The organism is Pseudomonas sp. zfem002, from assembly GCF_032621685.1.
Taxonomy (GTDB): Bacteria; Pseudomonadota; Gammaproteobacteria; order Pseudomonadales; family Pseudomonadaceae; genus Aquipseudomonas; species Aquipseudomonas japonica.
Map to the genome: position 1 here is coordinate 16,869 of NZ_JAVYJH010000004.1, position 23,378 is coordinate 40,246.

General features: G+C 60.3%; 21 protein-coding genes and 5 tRNA genes. 13 read left to right on the forward strand and 13 right to left on the reverse strand.

Annotated features, from left to right (window positions below; all coding sequences use genetic code 11):
* Positions 1-76 precede the first annotated feature (76 nt).
* The 8 genes from rluD (at position 77) to RTI28_RS07615 (ending at position 7,450) form a co-directional block, all read left to right on the forward strand.
* Entirely contained in the window at positions 77-1,039 is a 963-nt protein-coding gene (gene rluD, locus RTI28_RS07580) for a 23S rRNA pseudouridine(1911/1915/1917) synthase RluD (protein WP_316919883.1), read from the forward strand.
* A complete protein-coding gene (gene pgeF, locus RTI28_RS07585) occupies positions 1,036-1,776 on the forward strand; it encodes a peptidoglycan editing factor PgeF (RefSeq protein WP_316919884.1) in 741 nt (246 codons plus the stop codon). The genes rluD and pgeF overlap by 4 nt, the downstream gene beginning before the upstream one ends.
* Positions 1,777-1,901: 125 nt before the next feature.
* Positions 1,902-4,466 (forward strand): ATP-dependent chaperone ClpB, encoded by a 2,565-nt coding sequence (clpB, locus tag RTI28_RS07590; RefSeq protein ID WP_316919885.1) that lies wholly within the window; start codon positions 1,902-1,904, stop codon positions 4,464-4,466.
* Positions 4,467-4,759: 293 nt separating this feature from the next.
* Positions 4,760-4,835, forward strand: a tRNA-Asn gene (locus RTI28_RS07595).
* Between the two features lie 10 nt (positions 4,836-4,845).
* A tRNA-Pro gene (locus RTI28_RS07600) sits at positions 4,846-4,922 on the forward strand.
* Between the two features lie 5 nt (positions 4,923-4,927).
* A tRNA-Lys gene (locus RTI28_RS07605) sits at positions 4,928-5,003 on the forward strand.
* Positions 5,004-5,101: 98 nt separating this feature from the next.
* Positions 5,102-5,178, forward strand: a tRNA-Pro gene (locus tag RTI28_RS07610).
* Positions 5,179-5,425: 247 nt separating this feature from the next.
* Entirely contained in the window at positions 5,426-7,450 is a 2,025-nt protein-coding gene (locus tag RTI28_RS07615; RefSeq protein WP_316919886.1) for a multicopper oxidase family protein, read from the forward strand.
* A gap of 43 nt (positions 7,451-7,493) precedes the next feature.
* Here RTI28_RS07615 and RTI28_RS07620 read toward each other — a convergent pair whose 3' ends face one another.
* From RTI28_RS07620 to RTI28_RS07630, 3 genes are all read right to left on the reverse strand, one after another.
* Positions 7,494-8,789, reverse strand: a complete 1,296-nt coding sequence (locus tag RTI28_RS07620; RefSeq protein WP_316919887.1) for an NAD(P)/FAD-dependent oxidoreductase — start codon at positions 8,787-8,789, stop codon at positions 7,494-7,496.
* Between the two features lie 84 nt (positions 8,790-8,873).
* A complete protein-coding gene (locus tag RTI28_RS07625) occupies positions 8,874-9,047 on the reverse strand; it encodes a DUF3094 family protein (RefSeq protein WP_316919888.1) in 174 nt (57 codons plus the stop codon).
* Positions 9,048-9,224: 177 nt separating this feature from the next.
* The gene (locus RTI28_RS07630; protein WP_042127451.1) at positions 9,225-9,854 is read right to left on the reverse strand and encodes a DUF1780 domain-containing protein; all 630 of its coding nucleotides are present in this window, start codon (positions 9,852-9,854) and stop codon (positions 9,225-9,227) included.
* Positions 9,855-9,993: 139 nt separating this feature from the next.
* On the opposite strand from RTI28_RS07630, the gene RTI28_RS07635 reads away from it, so the two are divergent.
* Positions 9,994-10,677: an energy-coupling factor ABC transporter permease gene (locus RTI28_RS07635; RefSeq protein ID WP_316919889.1), complete on the forward strand. Its 684-nt coding sequence runs from the start codon at positions 9,994-9,996 to the stop codon at positions 10,675-10,677.
* Here the strand turns inward: RTI28_RS07635 and yacG are convergent.
* From yacG to RTI28_RS07655, 4 genes are read right to left on the reverse strand one after another with little or no spacing between them, the layout of a single operon-like run.
* Positions 10,674-10,880 (reverse strand): DNA gyrase inhibitor YacG, encoded by a 207-nt coding sequence (gene yacG / locus RTI28_RS07640; protein ID WP_316919890.1) that lies wholly within the window; start codon positions 10,878-10,880, stop codon positions 10,674-10,676. The genes RTI28_RS07635 and yacG overlap by 4 nt on opposite strands.
* Positions 10,877-11,500: a dephospho-CoA kinase gene (coaE, locus tag RTI28_RS07645; protein ID WP_316919891.1), complete on the reverse strand. Its 624-nt coding sequence runs from the start codon at positions 11,498-11,500 to the stop codon at positions 10,877-10,879. Before coaE ends, yacG begins: the two co-directional genes overlap by 4 nt.
* Entirely contained in the window at positions 11,500-12,369 is an 870-nt protein-coding gene (locus tag RTI28_RS07650) for an A24 family peptidase (protein ID WP_316919892.1), read from the reverse strand. The genes coaE and RTI28_RS07650 overlap by 1 nt, the downstream gene beginning before the upstream one ends.
* A gap of 2 nt (positions 12,370-12,371) precedes the next feature.
* Positions 12,372-13,577: a type II secretion system F family protein gene (locus RTI28_RS07655; RefSeq protein ID WP_316919893.1), complete on the reverse strand. Its 1,206-nt coding sequence runs from the start codon at positions 13,575-13,577 to the stop codon at positions 12,372-12,374.
* Between the two features lie 212 nt (positions 13,578-13,789).
* Here RTI28_RS07655 and RTI28_RS07660 point away from each other — a divergent pair, with 212 nt between their 5' ends.
* The 4 genes from RTI28_RS07660 (at position 13,790) to RTI28_RS07675 (ending at position 18,035) form a co-directional block, all read left to right on the forward strand.
* A complete protein-coding gene (locus RTI28_RS07660) occupies positions 13,790-14,206 on the forward strand; it encodes a pilin (protein WP_316919894.1) in 417 nt (138 codons plus the stop codon).
* Between the two features lie 56 nt (positions 14,207-14,262).
* Positions 14,263-14,338 (forward strand) — tRNA-Thr (locus RTI28_RS07665).
* A gap of 359 nt (positions 14,339-14,697) precedes the next feature.
* On the forward strand, positions 14,698-16,584 hold the full coding sequence (locus RTI28_RS07670) for an SIR2 family protein (protein WP_316919895.1): 1,887 nt from the start codon (positions 14,698-14,700) through the stop codon (positions 16,582-16,584).
* On the forward strand, positions 16,584-18,035 hold the full coding sequence (locus RTI28_RS07675; protein WP_316919896.1) for a nuclease PIN: 1,452 nt from the start codon (positions 16,584-16,586) through the stop codon (positions 18,033-18,035). Before RTI28_RS07670 ends, RTI28_RS07675 begins: the two co-directional genes overlap by 1 nt.
* Positions 18,036-18,122: 87 nt before the next feature.
* On the opposite strand, the gene RTI28_RS07680 is transcribed toward RTI28_RS07675, so the two are convergent.
* The 6 genes from RTI28_RS07680 to RTI28_RS07705 form a co-directional block, all read right to left on the reverse strand.
* A complete protein-coding gene (locus RTI28_RS07680) occupies positions 18,123-18,521 on the reverse strand; it encodes a hypothetical protein (RefSeq protein ID WP_316919897.1) in 399 nt (132 codons plus the stop codon).
* 276 nt (positions 18,522-18,797) lie between these two features.
* The gene (locus RTI28_RS07685; RefSeq protein WP_316919898.1) at positions 18,798-19,673 is read right to left on the reverse strand and encodes a hypothetical protein; all 876 of its coding nucleotides are present in this window, start codon (positions 19,671-19,673) and stop codon (positions 18,798-18,800) included.
* Positions 19,674-19,879: 206 nt separating this feature from the next.
* On the reverse strand, positions 19,880-20,563 hold the full coding sequence (locus tag RTI28_RS07690; protein ID WP_316919899.1) for a response regulator transcription factor: 684 nt from the start codon (positions 20,561-20,563) through the stop codon (positions 19,880-19,882).
* 117 nt (positions 20,564-20,680) lie between these two features.
* On the reverse strand, positions 20,681-21,745 hold the full coding sequence (locus RTI28_RS07695; protein WP_316919900.1) for a hypothetical protein: 1,065 nt from the start codon (positions 21,743-21,745) through the stop codon (positions 20,681-20,683).
* On the reverse strand, positions 21,732-22,940 hold the full coding sequence (locus tag RTI28_RS07700; RefSeq protein WP_316919901.1) for an SDR family oxidoreductase: 1,209 nt from the start codon (positions 22,938-22,940) through the stop codon (positions 21,732-21,734). Before RTI28_RS07700 ends, RTI28_RS07695 begins: the two co-directional genes overlap by 14 nt.
* The gene (locus tag RTI28_RS07705) at positions 22,937-23,365 is read right to left on the reverse strand and encodes a hypothetical protein (RefSeq protein WP_316919902.1); all 429 of its coding nucleotides are present in this window, start codon (positions 23,363-23,365) and stop codon (positions 22,937-22,939) included. The genes RTI28_RS07700 and RTI28_RS07705 overlap by 4 nt, the downstream gene beginning before the upstream one ends.
* Positions 23,366-23,378 lie beyond the last annotated feature (13 nt).

Consider the following 23,378-nt stretch of genomic DNA (forward strand, 5'->3'; position numbering starts at 1 on the left):
CCCGGGGTAAAAGACGCCGTATTTAACCACAAGCGCGCAGCCGAAACCAAAGGCTGTGCCGTCGCCTTGTCAGAGCATGTCCGAGATCATTCAACTTAGCGCAGAGGTGCCGTCCGAATTGGGCGGTCAACGCCTCGACCAGGTCGCCGCCCAATTGTTCGCCGAGCATTCGCGCTCGCGCCTTTCCGCCTGGATCAAAGAAGGCCTGCTGACCGTCGACGGCAACGTCATGCGGCCGCGTGACATCGTCCACAACGGTTCCGTGCTGGCCCTGCAGGCCGAGCAGGAGGCCCAGGGCGAGTGGGTCGCGCAGGCGATCGAGCTGGACATCGTCTACGAAGACGACCAGATCCTGGTGATCAACAAGCCCGCCGGTCTGGTGGTCCACCCGGCGGCGGGGCATGCCGACGGCACGCTGCTCAACGCGCTGCTGCACCACGTGCCGGACATCGTCAACGTGCCGCGCGCCGGCATCGTCCACCGTCTCGACAAGGACACCACCGGTCTGATGGTGGTGGCCAAGACCCTGCAGGCGCAGACCAGCCTGGTCGCCCAGTTGCAGAGCCGCAGCGTCAGCCGCATCTATGAATGCATCGTGGTCGGTGTGGTGACCGCGGGCGGCAAGATCGATGCGCCCATCGGTCGTCACGGCGGCCAGCGCCAGCGCATGGCGGTGACCGAGGGCGGCAAGCCGGCGGTCAGCCACTACCGCGTGCTGGAGCGCTTCCGTTCCCATACCCATGTGCGGGTCAAGCTGGAAACCGGGCGTACCCACCAGATTCGCGTGCACATGGCTCACGTCAACTTCCCGTTGGTCGGCGATCCCGTCTATGGCGGGCGTTTTCGCATTCCGCCGGCGGCCAGCCCGACCATGGTCGAGGCGGTCAAGACCTTCCCGCGCCAGGCCCTGCATGCGCGGTTCCTGGAACTGGAGCACCCGGTGACCGGGGAACGCATGAAATGGCAATCGCCGCTGCCGGATGACTTCGTCTGGCTGCTGTCCCTGCTCAAGCAGGACCGCGAGGCCTTCATCGGATGAGCGACCTGAGCCCCAGCCTGCTGATTCCGGACTGGCCAGCGCCGGCCGGAGTGCGTGCCTGCGTGACCACGCGGGCGGGCGGGGTCAGCCAGTCTCCCTACGAAACGTTCAACCTCGGTGACCATGTCGGCGATGCGCCGGACGCAGTCGCCGAGAACCGTCGGCGCCTGACCGCCGAATGCGCCGCGCGCCCGGCCTGGCTCAAGCAGGTACATGGCCTGGCAGTGGCATACGCCGATCCCCAGGTGATTGCCGAAGCGGATGCCAGCTGGACCGACACCCCGGGCATCGCCTGCACGGTGATGACCGCCGATTGCCTGCCGGCGCTGTTCTGCGACCGTGCCGGTACCCGCGTTGCCGCGGCTCACGCTGGCTGGCGCGGACTGGTTGGCGGCGTGCTGGAGGCGACCCTGGATACCCTGGCGCTGGATCCGGCCGACGTACTGGTCTGGCTCGGCCCGGCCATCGGCCCGCAGGCGTTCGAAGTCGGGGCCGAGGTGCGCGAGGCGTTCATCGCGGTTCACCCGCAGGCCGATGCTGCCTTCGTGCCGGGCGCGCAGCCGGGCAAGTTCATCGCCGACATCTATGCCCTGGCCCGTATCCGTCTCGCTGCCCGTGGCGTCAACGCCGTTTACGGTGGCGGTTACTGCACCGTTACCGACCCGCGCTTCTTCTCCTATCGTCGGGCCGCCACCACCGGCCGCTTCGCCTCGCTGATCTGGCTTGCCACCCGCTGACCTGAATCAACCCGTCTACGCTTGAATCTTCCAGAATGATCCACATCTATTGTGGTATCTCAGGCAGGCTTTTCTTCATCAGGTGTGTCCATCGCTCCGGCCTGCCCATTAAAGGAAGGTAACCCATGCGTATAGACCGTTTGACCAGCAAACTTCAGCTGGCGCTCTCCGATTCCCAATCCCTGGCCGTGGGCATGGATCATCCGGCCATCGAGCCCGCGCACCTGTTGCAGGCGCTGATTGACCAGCAGGGCGGTTCGATCAAGCCGCTGCTGATGCAGGTCGGTTTCGACATCCCCAGCCTGCGCGCGGCCCTGAGCAAAGAGCTCGACCAACTGCCGAAAATCCAGAACCCCACCGGCGACGTCAACATGTCGCAGGACCTCGCGCGCCTGCTCAACCAGGCCGATCGCCTGGCCCAGCAGAAGGGCGACCAGTTCATTTCCAGCGAACTGGTACTGCTCGCCGCCATGGACGAGAACAGCAAGCTGGGCAAGCTCCTGCTCGGACAGGGCGTGAGCAAGAAGGCCCTGGAAAACGCCATCGCCAACCTGCGCGGCGGTGAGGCGGTGAACGACCCCAACGCCGAGGAATCGCGCCAGGCCCTGGACAAGTACACCATCGACCTGACCAAGCGTGCCGAGGAAGGCAAGCTCGATCCGGTGATCGGCCGTGACGACGAGATCCGCCGTACCGTGCAGGTCCTGCAGCGCCGCACCAAGAACAACCCGGTACTGATCGGCGAGCCTGGCGTCGGCAAGACCGCCATCGCCGAAGGCCTGGCCCAGCGCATCATCAATGGTGAAGTGCCGGACGGCCTGAAAGGCAAGCGCCTGCTGTCCCTGGACATGGGCGCCTTGATCGCCGGCGCCAAGTTCCGCGGCGAATTCGAGGAGCGGCTCAAGGCGCTGCTCAACGAACTGTCGAAGCAGGAAGGCCAGATCATCCTGTTCATCGACGAACTGCACACCATGGTCGGCGCCGGCAAGGGCGAGGGCTCGATGGATGCCGGCAACATGCTCAAGCCGGCCCTGGCCCGCGGTGAGCTGCATTGCGTCGGGGCCACCACGCTGAACGAATACCGCCAGTACATCGAAAAGGACGCGGCCCTGGAGCGGCGTTTCCAGAAGGTGCTGGTGGAAGAGCCGAGCGAGGAAGACACCATCGCCATCCTCCGCGGCCTGAAAGAACGCTATGAAGTGCACCACAAGGTGGCCATCACCGACGGCGCGATCATCGCCGCGGCCAAGCTCAGCCATCGCTATATCACCGATCGGCAACTGCCGGACAAGGCCATCGACCTGATCGACGAAGCCGCCAGCCGCATCCGCATGGAGATCGATTCCAAGCCTGAAGTGCTGGATCGTCTCGAGCGCCGGCTGATTCAGCTCAAGGTCGAATCCCAGGCCTTGAAGAAAGAGGACGACGAGGCGGCGATCAAGCGCCTGGAGAAGCTCACCGAGGAAATCGCCCGGCTGGAGCGCGAGTATGCCGACCTGGAAGAGGTCTGGACGTCCGAGAAAGCCGAAGTCCAGGGCTCGGCGCAGATTCAGCAGAAGATCGAGCAGGCGCGCCAGGAACTGGAGTCTGCCCGTCGCAAGGGTGATCTGAGCCGCATGGCCGAGCTGCAGTACGGGGTGATCCCGGACCTGGAGCGCAGCCTGCAGATGGTCGACCAGCACGGCAAGTCCGAAAACCAGTTGCTGCGCAACAAGGTCACCGAGGAAGAAATCGCCGAGGTGGTGTCGAAGTGGACCGGTATTCCGGTGGCGAAGATGCTCGAGGGCGAGCGGGAAAAACTGCTGAAGATGGAAAACCTGCTGCACGAGCGGGTGATCGGCCAGGACGAGGCGGTAGTGGCCGTGGCCAACGCGGTACGGCGTTCCCGTGCCGGACTGTCCGATCCGAACCGCCCCAGCGGCTCGTTCCTCTTCCTCGGCCCGACCGGTGTCGGCAAGACCGAGCTGTGCAAGGCGCTGGCGGAGTTCCTGTTCGACACCGAGGAAGCGATGGTGCGCATCGATATGTCCGAGTTCATGGAGAAGCACTCCGTGGCTCGTCTGATCGGTGCGCCACCGGGCTATGTCGGTTATGAGGAAGGTGGCTACCTGACCGAGGCCGTGCGTCGCAAGCCGTACTCGGTGGTGCTGCTGGACGAGGTGGAGAAGGCTCACCCGGATGTGTTCAACGTGCTGCTGCAGGTGCTGGAGGACGGCCGCCTGACCGACAGTCACGGACGCACGGTGGATTTCCGCAATACCGTGATCGTCATGACCTCCAACCTCGGTTCGGCGCAGATCCAGGACCTGGTGGGCGACCGTGAGGCGCAGCGTGCCGCGGTGATGGACGCGGTGGGTGCGCACTTCCGGCCGGAGTTCATCAACCGGATCGACGAAGTGGTGGTGTTCGAGCCGCTGGGCCGGGAGCAGATCGCCGGCATCACGCAGATCCAGCTCGGCCGCCTGCGCAGCCGTCTGGCCGAGCGCGAGCTGAGCCTGGAGCTGAGTCCGGAGGCGCTCGACAAGCTGATCGCTGTCGGCTACGACCCGGTCTACGGTGCACGGCCGCTGAAACGGGCGATCCAGCGCTGGATCGAGAACCCGCTGGCGCAGTTGATCCTGGCAGGCCGCTTCCTGCCTGGCACCCCGATCACGGCGAAAGTGGAGGGCGAGGAGATCGTCTTCGCCTGAGTTTTCGCGCTCTGCAGACAAGGCCTCGAAATTCGAGGCCTTTTTTCTTTGCATTTTCTTTCGAGTGCTTGTAAAGTGCGCCCCGCTGTAAGTCATCCCGGTTTTCCAGCCGTTTTGGGAAATCTGAAAACAAGTTGCAAATCAGTAAGTTGAATGCAAATTGGGGGTTGACAAAGGTTTTGAAGGTTGTAGAATGACGCGCCTCAGAGACATGAACGCAGCGATGCACAAGGTCGAAGGGTTCGAAGCGGTAGTGATACAGCGTTCGAAATTGCAGTACTGAAATTGATAGTTCCGCGATAGCTCAGTCGGTAGAGCAAATGACTGTTAATCATTGGGTCCCTGGTTCGAGTCCAGGTCGCGGAGCCAAATTTCAAGCCGGGGTATAGCGCAGTCCGGTAGCGCGCCTGCTTTGGGAGCAGGATGTCAGGAGTTCGAATCCCCTTACCCCGACCATTTTTGGGTCGTTAGCTCAGTTGGTAGAGCAGTTGGCTTTTAACCAATTGGTCGTAGGTTCGAATCCTACACGACCCACCATTTTCGAGTCCGGTTCGCTGGGTTCGAATCTTAAAAGGCTGGAACGCCATTAGCGCCCAGCCAATGAAAAAGGCGCCTTCTGGGTGCCTTTTTTTTACCGGGGTATAGCGCAGTCCGGTAGCGCGCCTGCTTTGGGAGCAGGATGTCAGGAGTTCGAATCCCCTTACCCCGACCATCTTCAGAAGAAGGGCACCTCACAAGGGTGCCCTTTTTCGTTTGTGCCTCGATCTTTTTCTGTTGCGCTCTGGCCCCTGTTTTCACTAGGGTTGGCGGCGCAGGGATAGCACTTAGCCACAACCTTTTCCGACCCGGGTCGATGACCCGCGCTTTCCCCTGCGCCAATGGCGGTCATGACAGACGGGGAGTCTGGCCCATGCCCGCCTCATTTTCGTTTCCGACGAAACGCTGCAGGAGCAATTGGCATGACAGGACTTCACCGAAACTGGCCATTCGGCCTCAGTGCGCTGGCGCTGATGTGCGCCGGGGCAACGGTCCAGGCACAAGAGCAGGCACGGACCTTCAGCAACCCGCCGTCCATTCAGCAACTCGCGCCGACCCTCAAGGAAGCCCGGGGCACCCTGTTGATGAAATCGACGGCGCCGGCCAATGCCGTGCTCAATCCGCACGCAGGCCATGAGCGGCTGCTGGACCTGACCATCGAATACACCAACAACTTCATCTACGACCCGGCCACCCAGCAGCAGGTGCCGGTGTATCTGCGCAGTTACCACGGTACTGACGTCGATCCGCGCACACCCTTCGTCGCACCGACCATCGAGGTCACGCCGGGCGATACCGTGCGGATCAATCTCGATAACCGCCTGCCGACAGACCCGAGCTGCCAGGTCAGTGGCCTGCCGGTCAACACCCCGCATTGTTTCAACGGCACCAACCTGCATTCCCATGGTTTGTGGGTCAGCCCGACGGGTAACAGCGACAACGTGCTGCTGAAGATCAAGCCGCAGCAGAAATTCCAGTACGAATACAACATTCCCTCCGATCACCCGGCCGGTACGTTCTGGTACCACCCGCACCTGCATGGCTCCACCGCACTGCAGGTGGGTAGCGGCATGGCTGGCGCCCTGATCATTCGTGGCGATCGCCTGCCGACGGCAGCGTCCAACGGCGACATCGATACGTTGCTCAAGCCGATTGCCGGTCAGGACTTCGTCGAGCGCCTGCTGGTTCTGCAACAGATCCCCTATGCCTGCGTCGGAGCCGCCGGTCATGGTCCGATCAAGAAGAAAAAGAACGACAAGGGCGAGGACGTCGTCGACTGGAGCTGCAACAAGGGCGAGGTGGGTGTAGTGGAGTCCTACGACCAGTTCGGACCGGGTGACTGGGAGACCTCCGGCCGTTACACCAGCGTCAACGGCCAGGTGCAGCCGACCTTCGAAGCTCGCACTGGCGAGGTCCAGCGCTGGCGCGTCGTGCACGCCGGGGTCCGCGATACCGTCAATCTGCGCTTCGTCAAACTCAAGGACAGTGCTGTCGAGCAGAGCATCAAGGGCGTGGCGGCGGCCAAGGCGGCGGACTTCATCGCCGAGAACTGCAGCGGCACTGCGCTGCCCTACGACGTGATCGCTGCCGACGGGCTGACCTACGCCAAGGCGCAGCACAAGGATCAGCTGACCCTGCAACCGGGGTATCGCAACGATCTGCTGGTGGCGTTCCCGGAAAAAGGCCGCTATTGCGTGCTCGACCTGGCCGAACCGGCCACGGGTGGCGTGACCCAGCTCAGCAACGATCACCAGTTGCTCGGTTTCGTCGATGCCGAAGGCGGACAGCCGGTGACCAATCGCGACAACTACATCCGCGATACGCTGGTCGCCGCTGCGAAGGTGAACATGCCGGAAGGTACTGTTCGCGACAAAGTGGTTGCTGATCTGCAGAAAGACATGTCGCTGGCCAGCTTCGTCCCCCATCGCACCATCGAGGACAGCGAGTTGGTCGGGGAAGAACAGCGTCTGGTGTTCAACATCTTCAAGAAGGATGGCCAGACCCAGTTCGCTGTTGGCACCACTGCCGACGATGCCGCGCCTTACGACCCGGCACAGGTCAAGCGCGAGCTGAAGCTGGGTGATACGCAGCGTTGGGTACTGCAATCGGCGGTGGCCGGGCATCCGTTCCATATCCACGTCAACCCGTTCCAGATCGAGAAGATCATCGGGCCGGACGGTACCGATCTCAGTGCGCCGGGTGCCAAGGACCCTGTGGATGGCGATACGCAGTACGCCGGTCTCCAGGGCGTGTGGAAGGACACCTTGTTCGTCAAGCCGCTGAACAAGGACAGCAACAAGTACTACACCGTCTACGTGAAGACCCGTTACCAGCGCTACATCGGCGAGTTCGTGCTGCACTGCCACATCCTCGACCACGAGGACCAGGGCATGATGCAGAACGTGCGGATTTCGCTGGATGGCAAGGCGGGTGACGCCCACCATTGATCTGAACCAGTCGGGGSCGCAAAGCGCCCCCGACTGGTTCAGATCAATGCAGTTTCAGGCGTGGTTCGGTGCCGCGGCCGATGCGGCTGCCGATCATCAGCATCAGGGTGCGGAAGGTGCCATACAGTGCCATCTGGTGCATGCGGTACAGCGACACATAGAACATCCGCGCCATCCAGCCCTCGAGCATGACACTGCCGGTCAGGTTGCCCATCAGGTTGCCCACCGCCGAGAAGCGCGACAGCGAAACCAGCGAGCCGTAGTCACGGTAGACGTAGCTCTCCAGTGGCTTGCCTTCCAGACGTGCCTTGAGGCTCTTCGCCAGCAGCGAAGCCTGCTGGTGCGCGGCCTGGGCCCGTGGTGGCACGTTGCGGTCGCTGCCCGGTTGCGGGCAGGCAGCGCAGTCACCGAAGGCGAAAATATTGTCGTCCAGCGTGGTCTGCAGTGTAGGACGTACCACCAGCTGGTTGATTCTGTTGGTTTCCAGCCCGTCGATGTCCTTGAGGAACGCTGGCGCCCGAATACCCGCGGCCCAGACCTTCAGGCCGGCTTCGATGACGTCGCCGTTGGCGGTCTTCAGGCTGTCGGCGGAGACTTCGCTGACCGCCGCGTTGGTCATCACTTTCACCCCGAGTTTTTCCAGGGTCTTGTGCACCGGCACGCTGATCCGCTCCGGCAGCGCTGGCAGGACCCGTGGACCCGCCTCGATGATGGTGATGTGCATGTCTTCCGGCTTGATCCGGTCCAGACCGTAGGCCGCCAGTTCGTGGGCCGCGTGATGCAGTTCGGCGGCCAGTTCGACACCGGTGGCACCGGCGCCGACGATGGCGACGCTGATCTTTTCCTTGGCCTGGTCGCCGGCATGGGCGCGCAGGTAGTGGTTCAGCAGTTGCTGGTGGAAACGCTCGGCCTGCTTGCGGGTATCGAGGAACAGGCAGTGCTGCGCCGCGCCCAGGGTGCCGAAGTCGTTGGTGTTGCTGCCGACAGCGATGACCAGGGTGTCGTAGCCCAGGGTCCGCGCGGGCAGCAGCTCGCGGCCCTCTTCGTCGAGGGTGGCGGCCAGCTGGATCTGCTTGCCGGCGCGATCCAGGCCACTCATGCGGCCGAGCTGGAACTGGAAGTGATTCCACTTGGCCTGGGCGACGTAGTTGAGCTCGTCTTCCGAGGAGTTCAGCGAGCCGGCGGCCACTTCGTGCAGCAGGGGTTTCCAGATGTGCGTCAGGTTGGCGTCGACCAGGGTGATCTCGGCGCTGCCCTTCTTACCCAGGGTCTTGCCCAGGCGGGTCGCCAGTTCCAGGCCGCCGGCGCCGCCGCCGACAATCACGATACGGTGAGTCATGGGGATATCTCATAAGGTTTACGGAATTCGGGTCCTGAGTGGCCGGCCGCACGAGGCGGGCGGAGCGGGCGAGCGCGAGGCAGCTCATAGCACCAACATACTCAGGAGGCGGCTCAACAGGCCCAGACCTATGGTCACGCCGACCACCAGAGCGAGGAGCAGCCATGGCCGGAAAGGCCGGCGCTCGACTCGATGCTGGGGGGCTTGCAGGTACTGGTCGACACGTCGCTGGTCTTCGGGGGTCAGGCGGCTGGTCATGATGGCCTCGGCAAATAGACGCTTGTGACTGTGGGAAAGCTACAGCGTTCACTGTAGCCGTTTGCCACTGGCGTACCTGCCGGCAAATGCCTGGTTCAATCAGGAATGATTGCGCTTTTTATCACCGCTGGGGGATTTATGCCATCCCGCGTTGGCAGTACGGCAACGAGCGCGGGGTCAGAGACTGATGCCCACGTCGAAGACAATGCTGCGTCCCAGGTTGCTGCGCAGAAACTCCGGCGCATCGGGATGGGCGAAGATGACCCGGGCGAAGGTCGGTCCGACCAGCGACAACGATCTCCAGCCCTGGCGCAGGTACTCGGTAGGCGGCGGGAAATGACTGTTCAGATCCAGCGTTTCCCGTTTCAGGCTGGCGAAGGCAATGATGTCCAGCTCTCCGAGGTCGAGCCCGCGTTCCCGGTAGTTGTGCGCCTTCTTGCGCAAGGTCGGCGCCAGGCGCTGCAACAGCTCCGGCGCGCCGATGCGCCGCGGGCGCGCCTCGCGCCTGACCAGTTGCGCCAGGGAAAACGCACTGCGCCGCCGCTGCAGTTCCTCGCGCCATTCGTCGTTGAGGCGTCGTCCCTCGTCCAGCACGAAAAACACCTCGAACGCCGCGTCGCGGAACAAGACATCCGGCGGCTCCTGTCCGGCGGCGGTGAAGTCCTCGCTGTGGTAGGGAATGTTCAAGCCTTGCAGCAGGCGCTGGCAGACCCAACGCTCGCGCTCCCATTTGCGGGCATTGGACAGGAACGCATTGGCTTGTTCGGCCTGAATCGTGAGCAGGCGCAGATAGTCTGAGTCGTCCATGGGAACAAGCTTAGCGCTCAATCATTACATTCGCGGAGCAAGTGGCTGATTCTGGTCGGTTTTGCTTGCGCCAGCGCAGGGCGGCCTGGCGGACGGGGTGTAGACTGCAAGCATTCCTCGCGAAGAAGGACTGCCTGTCGTGATTGCCGCGCACCTGCTGTCGGATCTCAGCCTGAGCCTTGGCTGGCTGCTCTTCGTGCCCCTGCTGGCATGGGCGGCGGCGCGTGCGCCCTGGGTCGAACTGTGCACCGATAGCCGGCGCCAGCACCTGTTCTTCGGCACCGTGTTCGCGTTGTTCGCGCTATGGCTGGTCAGGCGGGAGTTCGATACGGGGGTGTCGTTCCACTTCATCGGCATGACCGCCGTGACCCTGTTGCTCGACTGGCCGCTGGCGGTGCTCGGTGCCGGCCTTGCGCAACTCGGCCTGATTGCCCTCGGTCGCCAGGACCTTGCCGCCATGGGGGTCAATGGCGTGCTGCTGATCGGCCTGCCGGTGCTGGTCACCGAATGCTGCGCGATCCTCGTCGAACGGGCACAGCCGCGCAATCTGTTCGTGTACATCTTCTGTTCGGGATTCTTTGCCGCGGCGCTGTCGGCGTTGCTGTGCCTGCTGGCGAGCCTGGGCGTGCTGTGGCTGGACGGGCGTTTCGCCATGCCGGTCTGGCTGGAGGACTTCATCGGCTATCTGTGGCTGATCATCTTTCCCGAGGCGTTCATCAACGGCATGGTGGTCAGCGCGCTGGTGGTGTTCTGTCCGGAGTGGCTGGAGACCTTCAACAGGACCCGCTATCTGCAGGCCCCGTGGAAAGACGACGAGCGTTAATGCGGCTCGCGCGGGATGAATTCGCCGGAGAACAGTTCGTCCTCGGCATCCGGAGCGACCGGGATCTTGTGCTCCTCGGCGGCCCAGGCGCCAAGGTCGATCAGTTTGCAGCGATCGGAGCAGAACGGCCGCCAGGTGCTGGCGCTGGTCCATTCGACGGGGGCGCCGCAGGTCGGGCAATCAACGGTAACGGGCTGGCTCATTCGCGGCCTCCTCGCAAAGTCAGGTAGAAGTTGTGCAGGCGCTCGACCTCGCTGTGCAGCCAGGCGATATCACGATCGTTGACCAGCACATCGTCGGCGTGGCGCAGACGCTCTTCGCGACTGGCCTGAGCCTTGAGGATGGCCTGGACCTGCTCGGGGTCGGTCTGGTCGCGCAGCAGGGTGCGCTCGATCTGCAGGCTCTGCGGCGCATCGATCACCAGCAGGCGGTTGGTGCGCTGGTACTGACCGGACTCGATCATCAGTGGCGAGACGAACACCGCGTAGGGCGACTCGGCCTTGGCCAGATAACTGAAGATCTCCTGGCCGATCAGTGGGTGCAGCAGGGCCTCGACCCAGCGGCGTTGCTCCGCGTCGGCGAAGATCAGTGCGCGCAGGGCGGCGCGGTTCAATTGGCCGTCCTCCAGCAGCACACCGGGGCCGAAGCGCTCGACGATGCTGGCAAGGGCAGGGCGGCCGGGTTCGACCACCCAGCGCGCGGCCTGGTCGGCGTCCACCAGGTGCACGCCCAGTTCGACGAAGCGTTGCGCGGCAGCGCTCTTGCCGCTGCCGATGCCTCCGGTGAGGCCGAGAATCCAGGGGGTGAAGGCAGGCGTTGTCATCAGGATCCAGCGAAATGCAGATAGGAAGTGGGTATTTGACCACCCCAGAGCAGCGCGATCCAGCCCGCGAGGGCCAGATAGGGACCGAAGGGAATCGGCGTGCTCGTCTGTCTGCCGCTGGCGCGCAGCAGGATCAGGCCGACGATGGCGCCGAGCAGCGAGCTGAACAGCAGGGTGAACGGCAGGATCTGCCAGCCACCCCAGGCGCCGAGCATCGCCAGCAGCTTGAAGTCGCCATGGCCCATGCCGTCCTTGCCGGTGACCAGGCGAAACAGCCAGTACACCGACCACAGGATCAGATAACCGCCGACCGCGCCCCACAAGGCCTGGTCCAGTGGCACGAAGAGCCCGAAGGCATTGACGATCAGGCCCAGCCACAGCAAGGGCAGGACCAGCGCATCGGGTAGCAGTTGATGGTCGATATCGATCAGGCTCAGGGCCAGGAGTCCCCAGCTCAACAGCATGAAGCCCGCCGCGCTGGCGCTGACCCCGAAGTGCCAGGCGGCGAACAGCGCCGCGCCGGCACCGGCCAGTTCCACTAGCGGATAGCGCGGGCTGATGCGCGTCCGGCAATGGCCGCAGCGTCCACGCAGCAGCAGGTAGCCAAGCAGCGGGATATTGTCTCGCGGGCGGATGGGATGCCGGCAATGCGGACAATGGGACAACGGCAGAAAAAGATCGAAGCGCCCCTCCACGGGTTGCTCCGGCAATGCCAGGACTTCGCGGGCCTCCTCGCGCCAGCGCTGCTGCATCATCAAGGGCAGGCGATGCACCAGCACATTGAGGAAGCTGCCGACGAGCAGGCCCAGGAGCAGGGCGCTACCGAGGTAGATCGACGGCTGGCTGGCAAAGAGATCCCACAGGCTCATGGTCAGATCACATCCCCCAACTGGAAGATCGGTAGATACATGGCGATCACCAGGCTGCCGATCAGCAGGCCGAGGACCAGCACGATGACCGGTTCGAGCAGGCTGGCCAGGTTTTCCATCAACTGGTCGATGGCCTGTTCATGATGGTTGGCGATGCGATCGAGCATATCGTCGAGCGTGCCGGATGTCTCGCCGATGCCACACATCTGCACGCAGAGATTGGGAAACAGTGGATTGGCGCGCATTGCCGTGCTCAGCGCCAGGCCGTTGCCGAGATCCTGGCGCAGGCGGCGTATGGCCTGTTCGTACAGGGCATCGCCGCAGGCCCTGGCCACTGGCAGCAGTGCTTCCGCGAGGGGGATGCCGGCGGCGAAGCAGGTATGCAGGGTTCGGGCGAAACGGGCCATCGCCGCATGCCGCAACAGCGTGCCCATCACCGGCAGGCGATGGCCCAGGCGCAGCAGCCAGAGATGAAACAGGGGATTGTGGCGAAAGGCCTGGCGCACGCCCATGGCCGCCAGCAGCAGACCCAGGCTCAGGGCGAGCACATGTGCCGACAGCCAGTCCGCCAGGCCGATGACCATTCGGGTGAAGGCCGGCAGCTCCGAGCCCATGCCGGCGAACAGCACCTCGAATTGCGGCACCACCTGCAACAGGAGCAGGCTCGAGACGCCCAGCCCGACCATCAGCACCAGCAACGGATAGATCATTGCCTTGCGCATGCGTGCGCGCAGGGTGGCGCGTTTTTCCTGGTAGGTCGCCAACTGGTCGAGCAGCGTGTCCAGGCGCCCGGAGGCTTCGCCCACTGCGACCAGATTGCAGTACAGCGTGTCGAAGTAGCGCGGATGCTTGCGCAGCGCCTCGGCCAGGCTGTTGCCGGCGCTGATATCGCGCTTGAGGGCGTCGAGCAGGTGGAGTATCCGCGGGTGGCGGCTGCCGTCGGCGATGATATCGAGGCCGTGGAGCAGGGGAATGCCGGCCTGGAACAGGGTAGCGAGATGACGACTGAGTTGAGTGAGCTGCGCCGCGTTGATGTCCCGCGACAGCTTGAGTGCCGCGAGCCGACGCGAATGACGGATGCGGGTGGTGCGGATACCGCGTTTGTGCAGCATGGCCTTGACCAGCGCCGGGCTCTGCCCGTCACTGCGGCCGCTGACCCGGGCGCCGTTACGGTCGACTCCCTGCCAGCTGTAGGTTCTGGTTTTCATGATGGTGGCGACGTCCTTGTTGCGATTGGGCAAGCACAATTTCCGTTACAGCTCCAGCCGGCAGCGTTGCCTGGCCCGCACTAGAGTAGACGAGCCATCCCGCCTGACCCGGTTCAGCGAGGTGACAAAAGATGTCGGTTCGGGCCTACTGGCGCGCCTGTCGGTATCACCGGCCGAAATGACTTGCGCAATCGTGAAACGGGAGTACGCCCATGCGGGTGCAACGCGGTATTACTTTGATCGAACTGATGATCGTGGTGGCCATCATCGGCCTGCTGCTGACCATCGCCCTGCCTCTCTACACCGACCATCAGGCGCGGACCAAGACCACGGCCGGCCTGACCGAGATCAGCGCCCTGAAGAGCGCTTTCGAAATCCGTCTCGGCCAGGGCCAGGACATCACCAGCGCCACCCAGCTTGGCGGTCAGGAGAGCACGGCCAACTGCACCATCAGCGCCTCGGCGGTGGCCGCCAGCGGCACCGGCAGCCTCGTCTGCACCCTGCGAGATGCCCCGGCCCCGGTGCAGGGCAAGATCCTCACCCTGAACCGCTCCGCCACTGGCTGGGCCTGCAGCACCGACGCCAGCGCCGACCACACGCCCAAGGGCTGCACCAGCACGGCCCAATAGTCTTTATGAAACAGTCAATTGCGTAAGCGTGTCGGCAGTGATAGCGTTGTCGCCACGCCGGTGTAGCTCAGTCGGTAGAGCAGCGCACTCGTAACGCGAAGGTCGCAGGTTCGATTCCTGTCTCCGGCACCAGTAAAATCAAGGCTTGCAGCGATGCAGGCCTTTTTTGTTTTCATAACGGGCTAGCATGGGGCTAGCAGGAAATGAGATTCCATCGCTGTGGAAACATTGCGATTTCTGCCCCTTTTTCTTCTCGCGTTCTCTACCAAACTGACGACTTGGTGCACCCCTTTCCGGCTGCAAGTGACTTTCTCTTCCTGTTAGCCCGCTGGCGGCGGTAGAGATTTGCCCACTCCGACGAGACCTTCTACGCTCCCCCTATCGGTTTGACGATATAGCGAAGAGCGTTTTCCACCGCTCTCTATATGTTGAAATCGCAATAGGGCACTAACGCTCTGCACACGGATGAGTTTTTTCAACGAGCGACCTTCGTGACGCAATCAATCCAGACGATTTCGGCTAGTCATTTCGCAACTGCGTTGGCGTTGAGGCCCAATCTGGTAGCTTGGTTCCTCGGGGCAGGCGCATCAGCTGCTTCAGGGATCCCCACGGGTTACGCAATGATCAGGGATTTCAAAGCCCAGATCTTTTGCCGTGAAAACAACCTTTCGAAACGGGAGATCGACACTGGTGATCCTGTTTGGATCGATCGCATTGATGACTTTTTCAGCAGAACGTCGATCCTGCCGCCTGACGGTGATCCGAATGAGTATGCAGCAGCGTTCGAGGCGGTATACCCACAAGCCAGGCATCGCAGGCAGTACATAGATGATGCGATCTCCAAAGGCACCCCATGTTTCGGCCACCGTGTTCTTGGAGGGCTGCTCGCTGCGCGTAAAGCGGATTGTGTTTTCACCACCAATTTCGACCCGCTGATTGAAGAGTCTGCTGTTTCAGCCAATGCGCTTTTGCCTGCGCGGGAGCAGGCTAGGCCTACCGTAGCGTCTATCGACTCCAGTGAGCGTGCGATGCGATGCCTGAACGAGTCTGATTGGCCGCTGGTGGCCAAGCTTCACGGTGATTACCAGTCCATTGCCATCAAGAACACTGGGTCTGAGCTGGAAAAGCAAGACGAGCATATGAGGCACGTGCTTGTCGAGGCGAGTAAGCGCTTTGGGATGGTTGTCGTCGGATACAGTGGTCGTGATGCCTCGATCATGGAAGCCCTGGATTCTGTTTTGCGGGAAACCGCTCCATTCCCCAATGGGCTTTATTGGGTGACATCCTCAGCTTCACGGCTTTTACCCGCAGTCACCCGATTTCTGGAAAATGCCTTAGTCGCTGGGGTCGATGTTGCGATAGTCGAATGCAAGACCTTTGACGAATTGGCTGGTGAGGTGATCAAACAAATTGATTTGCCTCAGACGCTTACTGATCACGTTATGCAGGGCCAAAACGCTCAGCGACTGGTACCTGTGAACCTGTCAACCAGTGAAGTCCGGACTTTTCCGGTATTGAGGTACTCAGCGTTGCTAGTCGAGTCATTGCCTCCAGCAGCACGCCGGATAAGTTTGGCGAGACCCGCCAGCATCTCGGAAGTCAGAGCGTTGTTGAAGGAGCATAGGTGTCGTGCAGTCGTAGCCTTCAGTGGTAGGGAACTGGTTGCGTTTGGAAGGGATAACGAGCTAATCGCTGCGCTAGCCCCTTTTGGGGCCCAGTTAGCGGGAACTGCTGATCTAGATGTAGAGAAAGATAGCTGGGCGCGTGGGCTTCTATACGACGCTCTGGTTCAGGCTTTGTCGCGGAATCGGCAGCTGAATCCCCAATTTAGACGATCTGGTCATTCACTAGTCGTCAAGCGTGGTCAGGAGGGCGAGGATCCTGAAAGGACTCGCCGACGAGATCAGGACCTTGCGTTATTGCGGACGGCCTATGGGGGCGCATTGGCGGGATATGTGCCAAAGCTGGGCTTTCCATACCAAGAAGGCGTTCTCCTAAAGCTTGAACTGATTGAGCAGCGCTGGTGGTGTGGCTTTGAGCCATTCACTTTTGTGAATATTCCCAAGGAAGAACTTACTTCCTATGCGGGAGGGCAGCAGGCCGACGATGATCGCCGCATAGTGGGTGGGTCATCTGAACACCGTGTTGGAGATCCCGCAGGCGACTGGCGGAGGGAGCGCTGGGCCCAAAAGTATAATCGGCACTGGGCAGCGATTATCGATGCCTGGGCAAAGCTCCTTGCGTCGGGCGTGGATGGGAAGGTCCAAGCATTCGGACTGAGCGAAGGCACTGGAGTTGATGCCGAATTTACCATCTCCCAGATCACTGGCTGGAGCCGGCCTGGCCATCATGACTCGTACTTCGATAGGACTAAATGATGGGCAGTTCTGCTCAGGCATCGAAGCTTTCTCCATTCACGCTTCTTGCGGAACCGCTGCTGTCTTTTTCGCCTTCGGACGTAGATCAAGTAGATGTGCACCCGCTTAGAGGACTTCTCAATTTCGGTCCGTTTTCTGAGGGCTCTTTTGCTGGCTACAGTTCACGGATACGTATTGCAACGGTAGGCCCAGAAAGCGCGTTCAAGCGTCGTGGCGAGCTTATGGCGTCTCTACGAGGCTCTTACCGACCAAGTGACCGTTCAGAATACGTTCCACCATATCCAGGTTTTGAAACGCTATTTCGGGTGGGGTTAGAATCGGCACCCAAGGGAGCCCATATCAAATGGCCGGACTCCATGGATCAGTTGCCAGGAGAGGGTGACCCACAGGCCAAGCTCTTCTTAGCCATGGACGCCGCCCTTCGCCGATTGGAGATGGTAAGAAACGACTTTGACGTCGTACTGGTACATCTTCCAGATGCTTGGGCTCCTGCCAGTCGTAGCAAGCACTTTGACGCGCACGATGCTTTGAAAGGACTCGGCGCTAAGTACAACATTCCTACCCAAGTGATTAACGACCGTGCTTTCACCTTCCAGCACAAGGCATCTCTTGCTTGGCGCCTTGCAATCGCCCTTTACGTAAAGGCATCGGGTACCCCTTGGAAGCTGGCCCCGTTGAAGGGAATACCTGCTGATACTGCATATATCGGCCTTGCTTACGCGCTGCGCGGTGATCAGCGTGAAGCTCACTATGTCACCTGCTGTTCCCAAGTCTTCGACATGGACGGCGGCGGGATGCAATTTGTGGCTTTCGAAGCACGGGACCCTGTAGAGGATATTGGCGAGGCGCGTCGCAACCCGTTTCTAAGCCGTGATGACATGCGTTCCGTGCTTGCTCGTAGCTTGCGTCTATACCAAGGGCGAAACGGCGGTAATCTGCCGAAGCGACTGGTCATACACAAGACTACGGCGTTCAGGCCAGAGGAAATCGACGGTGCATTTGATGCGTTGGCTGGGATACCGGAAATTGAGTGCATCGAGGTAGGTACAGCGTCGTGCTGGAGAGGCGTATGGCTGATATCTTCTGATCGGGCTGATGTCCTGAGCAAGCCTGCGAATTACCCAGTTCCCCGTGGCACTATGGTTATTCGGTCAGGAAACTCGGCGCTTGTCTGGGTTGCAGGCAATGCTCCGGAAGTCTCTACAAATGGGGATTACTACCAAGGCAAAAAAAGTATCCCTAAGCCGATTCAGCTAACTAGACATGCAGGAAAAGGTCCCCTTGAAATTATTGCCCACGAGGCCTTGGCTTTGACAAAGATGGATTGGAATAACGATGCTCTTTATGATCCTGTTCCGGTCAGCATTCGTTATTCTCAGCGGCTTGCAAGAACAATTGCAAATGTCCCGGATCTGCCGGGTAGCGTATATCCATATAGGCTATTTATGTGATCTGGTTTTGGTCGGTAAATATGTGACTCTCAAAGCGGGAGTCGCACTTGCTGAAAGCGACAAGTGCGATTTTAAATTGGCTTCCGACTAGTCAGCGGACTGTGGACTATCTGAGCGTTCTAAGCTGGAGGAATAGCTGTGAGTCTTCTCAAATTCGACTCGTAGTTTCTGCTGTTGAAGCATTAACTCAGTTAGCTGCTTTCTTGTCATCTCCTTGAACTCTTCAGTCGCATCCTTGTCGTGAAGATGGTTTCGGCAGATTTTTATGGCTGCAGCGATAGCTGCTTCCTGACGTATCAAGGCTGGAGGGTGATCGATTTTTGTGTAGGCATTAATAAAAAGTAGCGCCACAAATGGAGATATTACCTGTGATATGTTACTGGCTATCTGCAGTGTTTCTGGTGTGCTAGCGAAATAGTTGCACAGATTCAAAGCTATGGAGTTGACAATTCCTGCTGCGGAGGCAAAGAGCACACTGTTTTTCATGCTTGGTGCCTCTCGTCATCGATGTTATTTACTGCAGTTAGTCGATAGACCTGGCTTTTTTTGAAAAGCCCTCTTTTTATATGGTAAGTGCATACAATAGAGCCGTTCTCTACGTAGTCGATCACTGCATCTCGTGGGATATATTTATTCAATAGGTAAGATGCTAGCTTTTTGGTGAAGGCATAGATAAGCGGGGAGCCCAATATTAGGGCTCCTAGAAGTATTGCTTCTGATATGTCCTTTTCCGTCCACATGGCTGGCTATCTCAGATGCTATTCAGTTTACGACTCTCTTAATTGTATAAGTGTTCTTGGTATTGCCAGGCCTGCGGACTTGCTCATGCTCAAGTTCAACCGTGTAAAGCTTATCCTTCTGGAATGCCTCTTCGTTAGCGGTAACCTTTTCCATGAAGCCTTGATCCGCAATGCTTACGGCACACTCAAAGCCTTCGCGGGTCTGAATTCGCCAGCCAGTTTTCCCTTTGAAATTTAGCGCAATGAACTTCACGACTACCTGATTTACTTCCGTGGTCGTTTCTTCGAGTGAGCCAGTTTTTAGAGGTTCGAACAAGCTTACTTTTTCAGGTGGGATTTCAACTTCAACCTTATTGTTCTCCCCAATAAGCTTTACCCGTGCGCCAGGTATGTTTTCAATCGGGGCCTTGATTACCTTGTGAAGAGCTGCTCGCACAGTTTTGTCTGTTACAAGTTGTGCGATTCGCTCGGGGATTTCAAGCTTTTCGCCTTCGACCTCCAAGGTCGCGATTTTAGTATTAATGTCTACAGAGTAACGATCGATTTTTCGATCTTGCAGTTTTTCGATGATGCTAATCGCTGTTGCAGTGCCGATAGCTAGCCCTGTCGTAACTAGTCCGATTCCAGCCAACAGAGATTTTGTAGTTAAAGGGTCTGCCAGAATTGCAAAAACAACCTCCAGAGATCCCTCTTGGGCCGGCGCGACCACTTTTAGTTTCGCTTCAGACGAGCCATTGCTCACAATCTTCGCAGCGGACTTGATGAGTTCATCCATGCCTAGAATTGCATTGCCCAAAGACCTAGCATCGATAGAGTGGTTTTCTAACTCACTTCCCTCTGCGTCATACGAGATTGCGAAGACGGTCTCAATTTTTTCATCCTTGGGCTGCTGATTCATTCGTTAGCTCTGTGCTTCTAAGAAGGCTCGAAGTTTGTGGGGTGATAAAATTCAGCGTAATAATATTGACGCTTACTCATCATGCCAGCCTAGGATGGCATCTTGCCATGCTAACCATTGTTGAGTCGCAGTACCAGATTTTTGGGGAGGCCCGGCTTGTGGTCCCTAAGGATCAAACGAGCTCAATTCGAGATGACGTCGGGAGTTCAAGTCGCCGCAGCAACCCTCAACGCCAACTCAGTCCTATTCGTCACCTCCGCCTTCCTGAACAGCGCATGAATCTGGTTCCGCACCGTGTTAGGACTTGAGCCCAGCTCGCGGGCGATCTGCTTGTTACTGTGCCCAGCGGCGACCAGCTTGAGGATGTCCACTTCGCGATTCGTGAACTGATACCAGTTCAGGCCGGTGTCTTGCTGGGACTCGGTCTCATCGGCCCTCAAGTCATTCTTGTCACTCACATGGTCGGCAAGCGCCACCAGCTCCGTTATCAGGCATTTGACCGTTTCGACATCCTTCCAGCGCTTCGTCGAGCTAATGACCGCAAACAGCAGGGTGCTGTCGTTTATCTCGGTAGCGTGAATGGCGAAGCGCCTGCCCAGGGTCGGCTCCTGGAGCAGCAGGCGGCGACCGATGCAGGAGCACTGGCCGAGGTCTATGAGGGAGGGGGCCTTGACCGCAGCCCAGAGCGCAACAAGAGAAGCGCAGTGACTTTGCAGGGTTTCAGGGTCTTCGTGAATCTCTCCTTCGAGGAAGAGAATTTCCTTGAAGTGGACCGTGGGACCTTTGACGGAGGCGATACCTACGGCAGTACAGTCGATGTCCAGATCCCGAAACGGAGCTGTCTGGAGAAAGTCCTCAAGCCCCTGCCAGGTGTTTTCGACATGTTCCATAGTCCGCACTCCCTGCTGATTGTGACCCCGTCAGCGCTTGGTGGGTGCGTATGAGGGGGCCGGTTGGGGATTATATGGTCCATACGGCCCCTCACGACAATCGCTACTGACAGGGCGTCAGCAGCATCCAGTTGAACCCGAGCAGCAAGCTGCCGCTTGAGCCCCTTCAAACGGTGCCAGCCCCTTGGTCACTTTCGGATCTCTCACTGCCGGCGTATTGCAGTCGAACAGCACCGCCTCAGCCAGTGGCGGCTCGTTCACGCTGCGCAGTCCGAGGAACGAACCTTCATAGGGCTCCCGCATCATGAGGTCGTAGGTCTTGGCACACACCGCGACTCGCTCCCCGCGCCGATACACGTGGCCATCGTCGTCACGCACTTCGCTCCACGGCCCCCGGTACATGACGGCCTGGCCCAGTTCCCAGCAAGGCCCTTGCTTGCCCTTGTAGGCCTGGACCGTGCACATCCGGACGTCCGCATTACCGATCCTGTCGATGGCTTCGTGGGCCGTCGCCGACCAGTGCAGGGTAATCCCGTGGAAACCCGCGCGTTCGAAGGCAGCGATGACAGCGGTCTCGGATGGAATCCTGAGCGGTGCACCGGCTGGCGCGGAGCGGACGTTGTGCAGGGACGCCAATGGCTCGTCACTCACCAGGACTCCGCAGATAACGGAGCCGGTCAGGCTGAGTGCCCGGAAGCCCTCGGCCAGCAGTTGCTGCTCGGCTTCGGCGCTGACCCGGTTCAGGGTGAAGTCCATGACGATCCGACTGGCCCAACCTGTGGCTACGGCAGGAGAACGCTCGATCCCGAAGCGCAGCTTTTCCTCCAGGGCGAGATAGCCGTCAATGTCGCGCAGTACCGCGCCTTGGAGCAGCGTCTCGATTACGCCGGCATCGCGGGACAGGTCCGACAGCGCCATGAGGCGAACGACACGGGCATTAGCGACCAGCGCCGTACCCTTGCGCAGGGAGCGCGGCTCGTGATCTGCGATACGCAGTTCGCCACGGAAGGTATCGGCGCACATGGCGAGCAGATCGGAGTACGCACCGCCCCACCAGAGCGTGTGTGGTGAGCCGGCGCCATTGGCCTCGCGGTCGAGGTCCTCGCCTACCACGGACGCGATGTGCATCAGCTCCCGCTGCCAGGGTTCCAGCCTTGTGGCTGCGGTATCAAGCATGTTCATTGGCGGCGAGGTCCAAGGTGTCCAGGTGGTGACGGAACTCGGTACTTGCTGGCAGATCCGCAGCAAAGCGTTCGAGGTAGCGCTGAATGGGCTGGGAGGAGCGAACGAACCGGTCCTGGCACACCTTCAGCGTCTCCATCGTGGTTTCGGTGAAATGCAATCCATGCTCACGCAAGGTACGCAGCCATTGGCGATCAAACGCCCATGGATAGGCGCCGATCTCCAGGTTGGTCTGGGCGAAGGTCAGGTAGCCGCGCTGGCGGATATTGATGGCCTTGAGGTCCACGTCCTGCAGGCTGTCGTAGAAGATCACGGTGTTGGGCCGGGTGACTTCGCAGAAGACACGCCAGAGGTCGCGCATGGAAGGGCTGGTCTGGTCGTCCACCACCAGGTTCACGTATTCCCCCGCCGGCACCCAGCGGAAGATGCTGGCGATACTGGCCTGGAAGACGTCCTGATGCAGCAGGTTGAGCGCCTGGTCGGTGGCAACGGTGTGCAACTCGGCGTGATGCCGGTCGGACAGCAGCCGTTCGATGCCCATCCATTGCTGATATAGGCCATAGCGCTTGCCGCTGTAGCGTCCGTCCACCGAGCTGCCGATGACGATCGACGGCCGGACGACCAGGAACGGGATGCCACATTCGGCAACCACCCGCTCGGCAGCTCGCTTGGTCAGGGTGTAGTTGGTCGGGTCTTTCGGCGGCTCGCTCAGAGCGGTTTCGGGCACTGGCGCACCGGAGTAACCCGCCGAGTAGGCGGTGGATACGAAAATGAAGAAGCTCACCCCGGCACGCTTGGCCGCGATGGTCAGTCTTTCGGTGAAATCAACATTCATCGCCTGTAGGGCATCGTTGTCGAAGTAGTCCAGGCACCCGGCGCAGTGAACGATGGTGTCCACCTTGCCGGCGCGTAGGGTGTTTTCCAGCAGCTCGACCGTGGCGGTTTCGGCGCCTTGCCAGTGAACCGTGGTTATCTGCCCGGTAAAGTCGTCCGGTTTTTTGCCCAGGGCGAATAGCTCGCGCTGGACCTCCTCGGGAATGCTGCCGGTTTCGACTTCACGGCGGGACGGCAGGACCAGATGATCCGCCCATCCATCGCTGAGCATCTGGGCGGCCATCAAGGCTCCCAGAAAACCGGTACCGCCAGTGAGGAAAACACGCCCTCCATGGCGTGCGGTTTGGAGAGGGGTGTTCATCGGGCTCCTCCGCTTGCCACGTTGGGCGCCGTGGTAGCGGGCAACGCGCCCTGGATCATCGTCTGGTCGGGAACCCCTCCGTAGGACAGCAGTTTCTGATCGACGATGACAATCGGGAATGCGCTCAGGCCGTGGGCCATGAACAGCTCGGACACCTGCTGGGCCAGTGCGCCTTCGGCTGCATTCAGTTCGGAGGTGATCTTCGGCAGGATGGTTTGTGCCGTGGTCACGGTGACTATCAGCACCGGCCAGTCGAGCTTGGCGGCAGCCAGAGCCGCCTGCGCGGCTTTCTCGATCTGCTCATCGACTTCGTTGGTGCCGGGCATGCAGCAACTGGCGGAGAGCACCACTACGGCATCGTTGCCCAGCGCGCGTTTGACCTGGGCGATATCTGCGTCCGAGGCCTTGTTGAAGAAACCGAACATGTCTTGTCCCTCT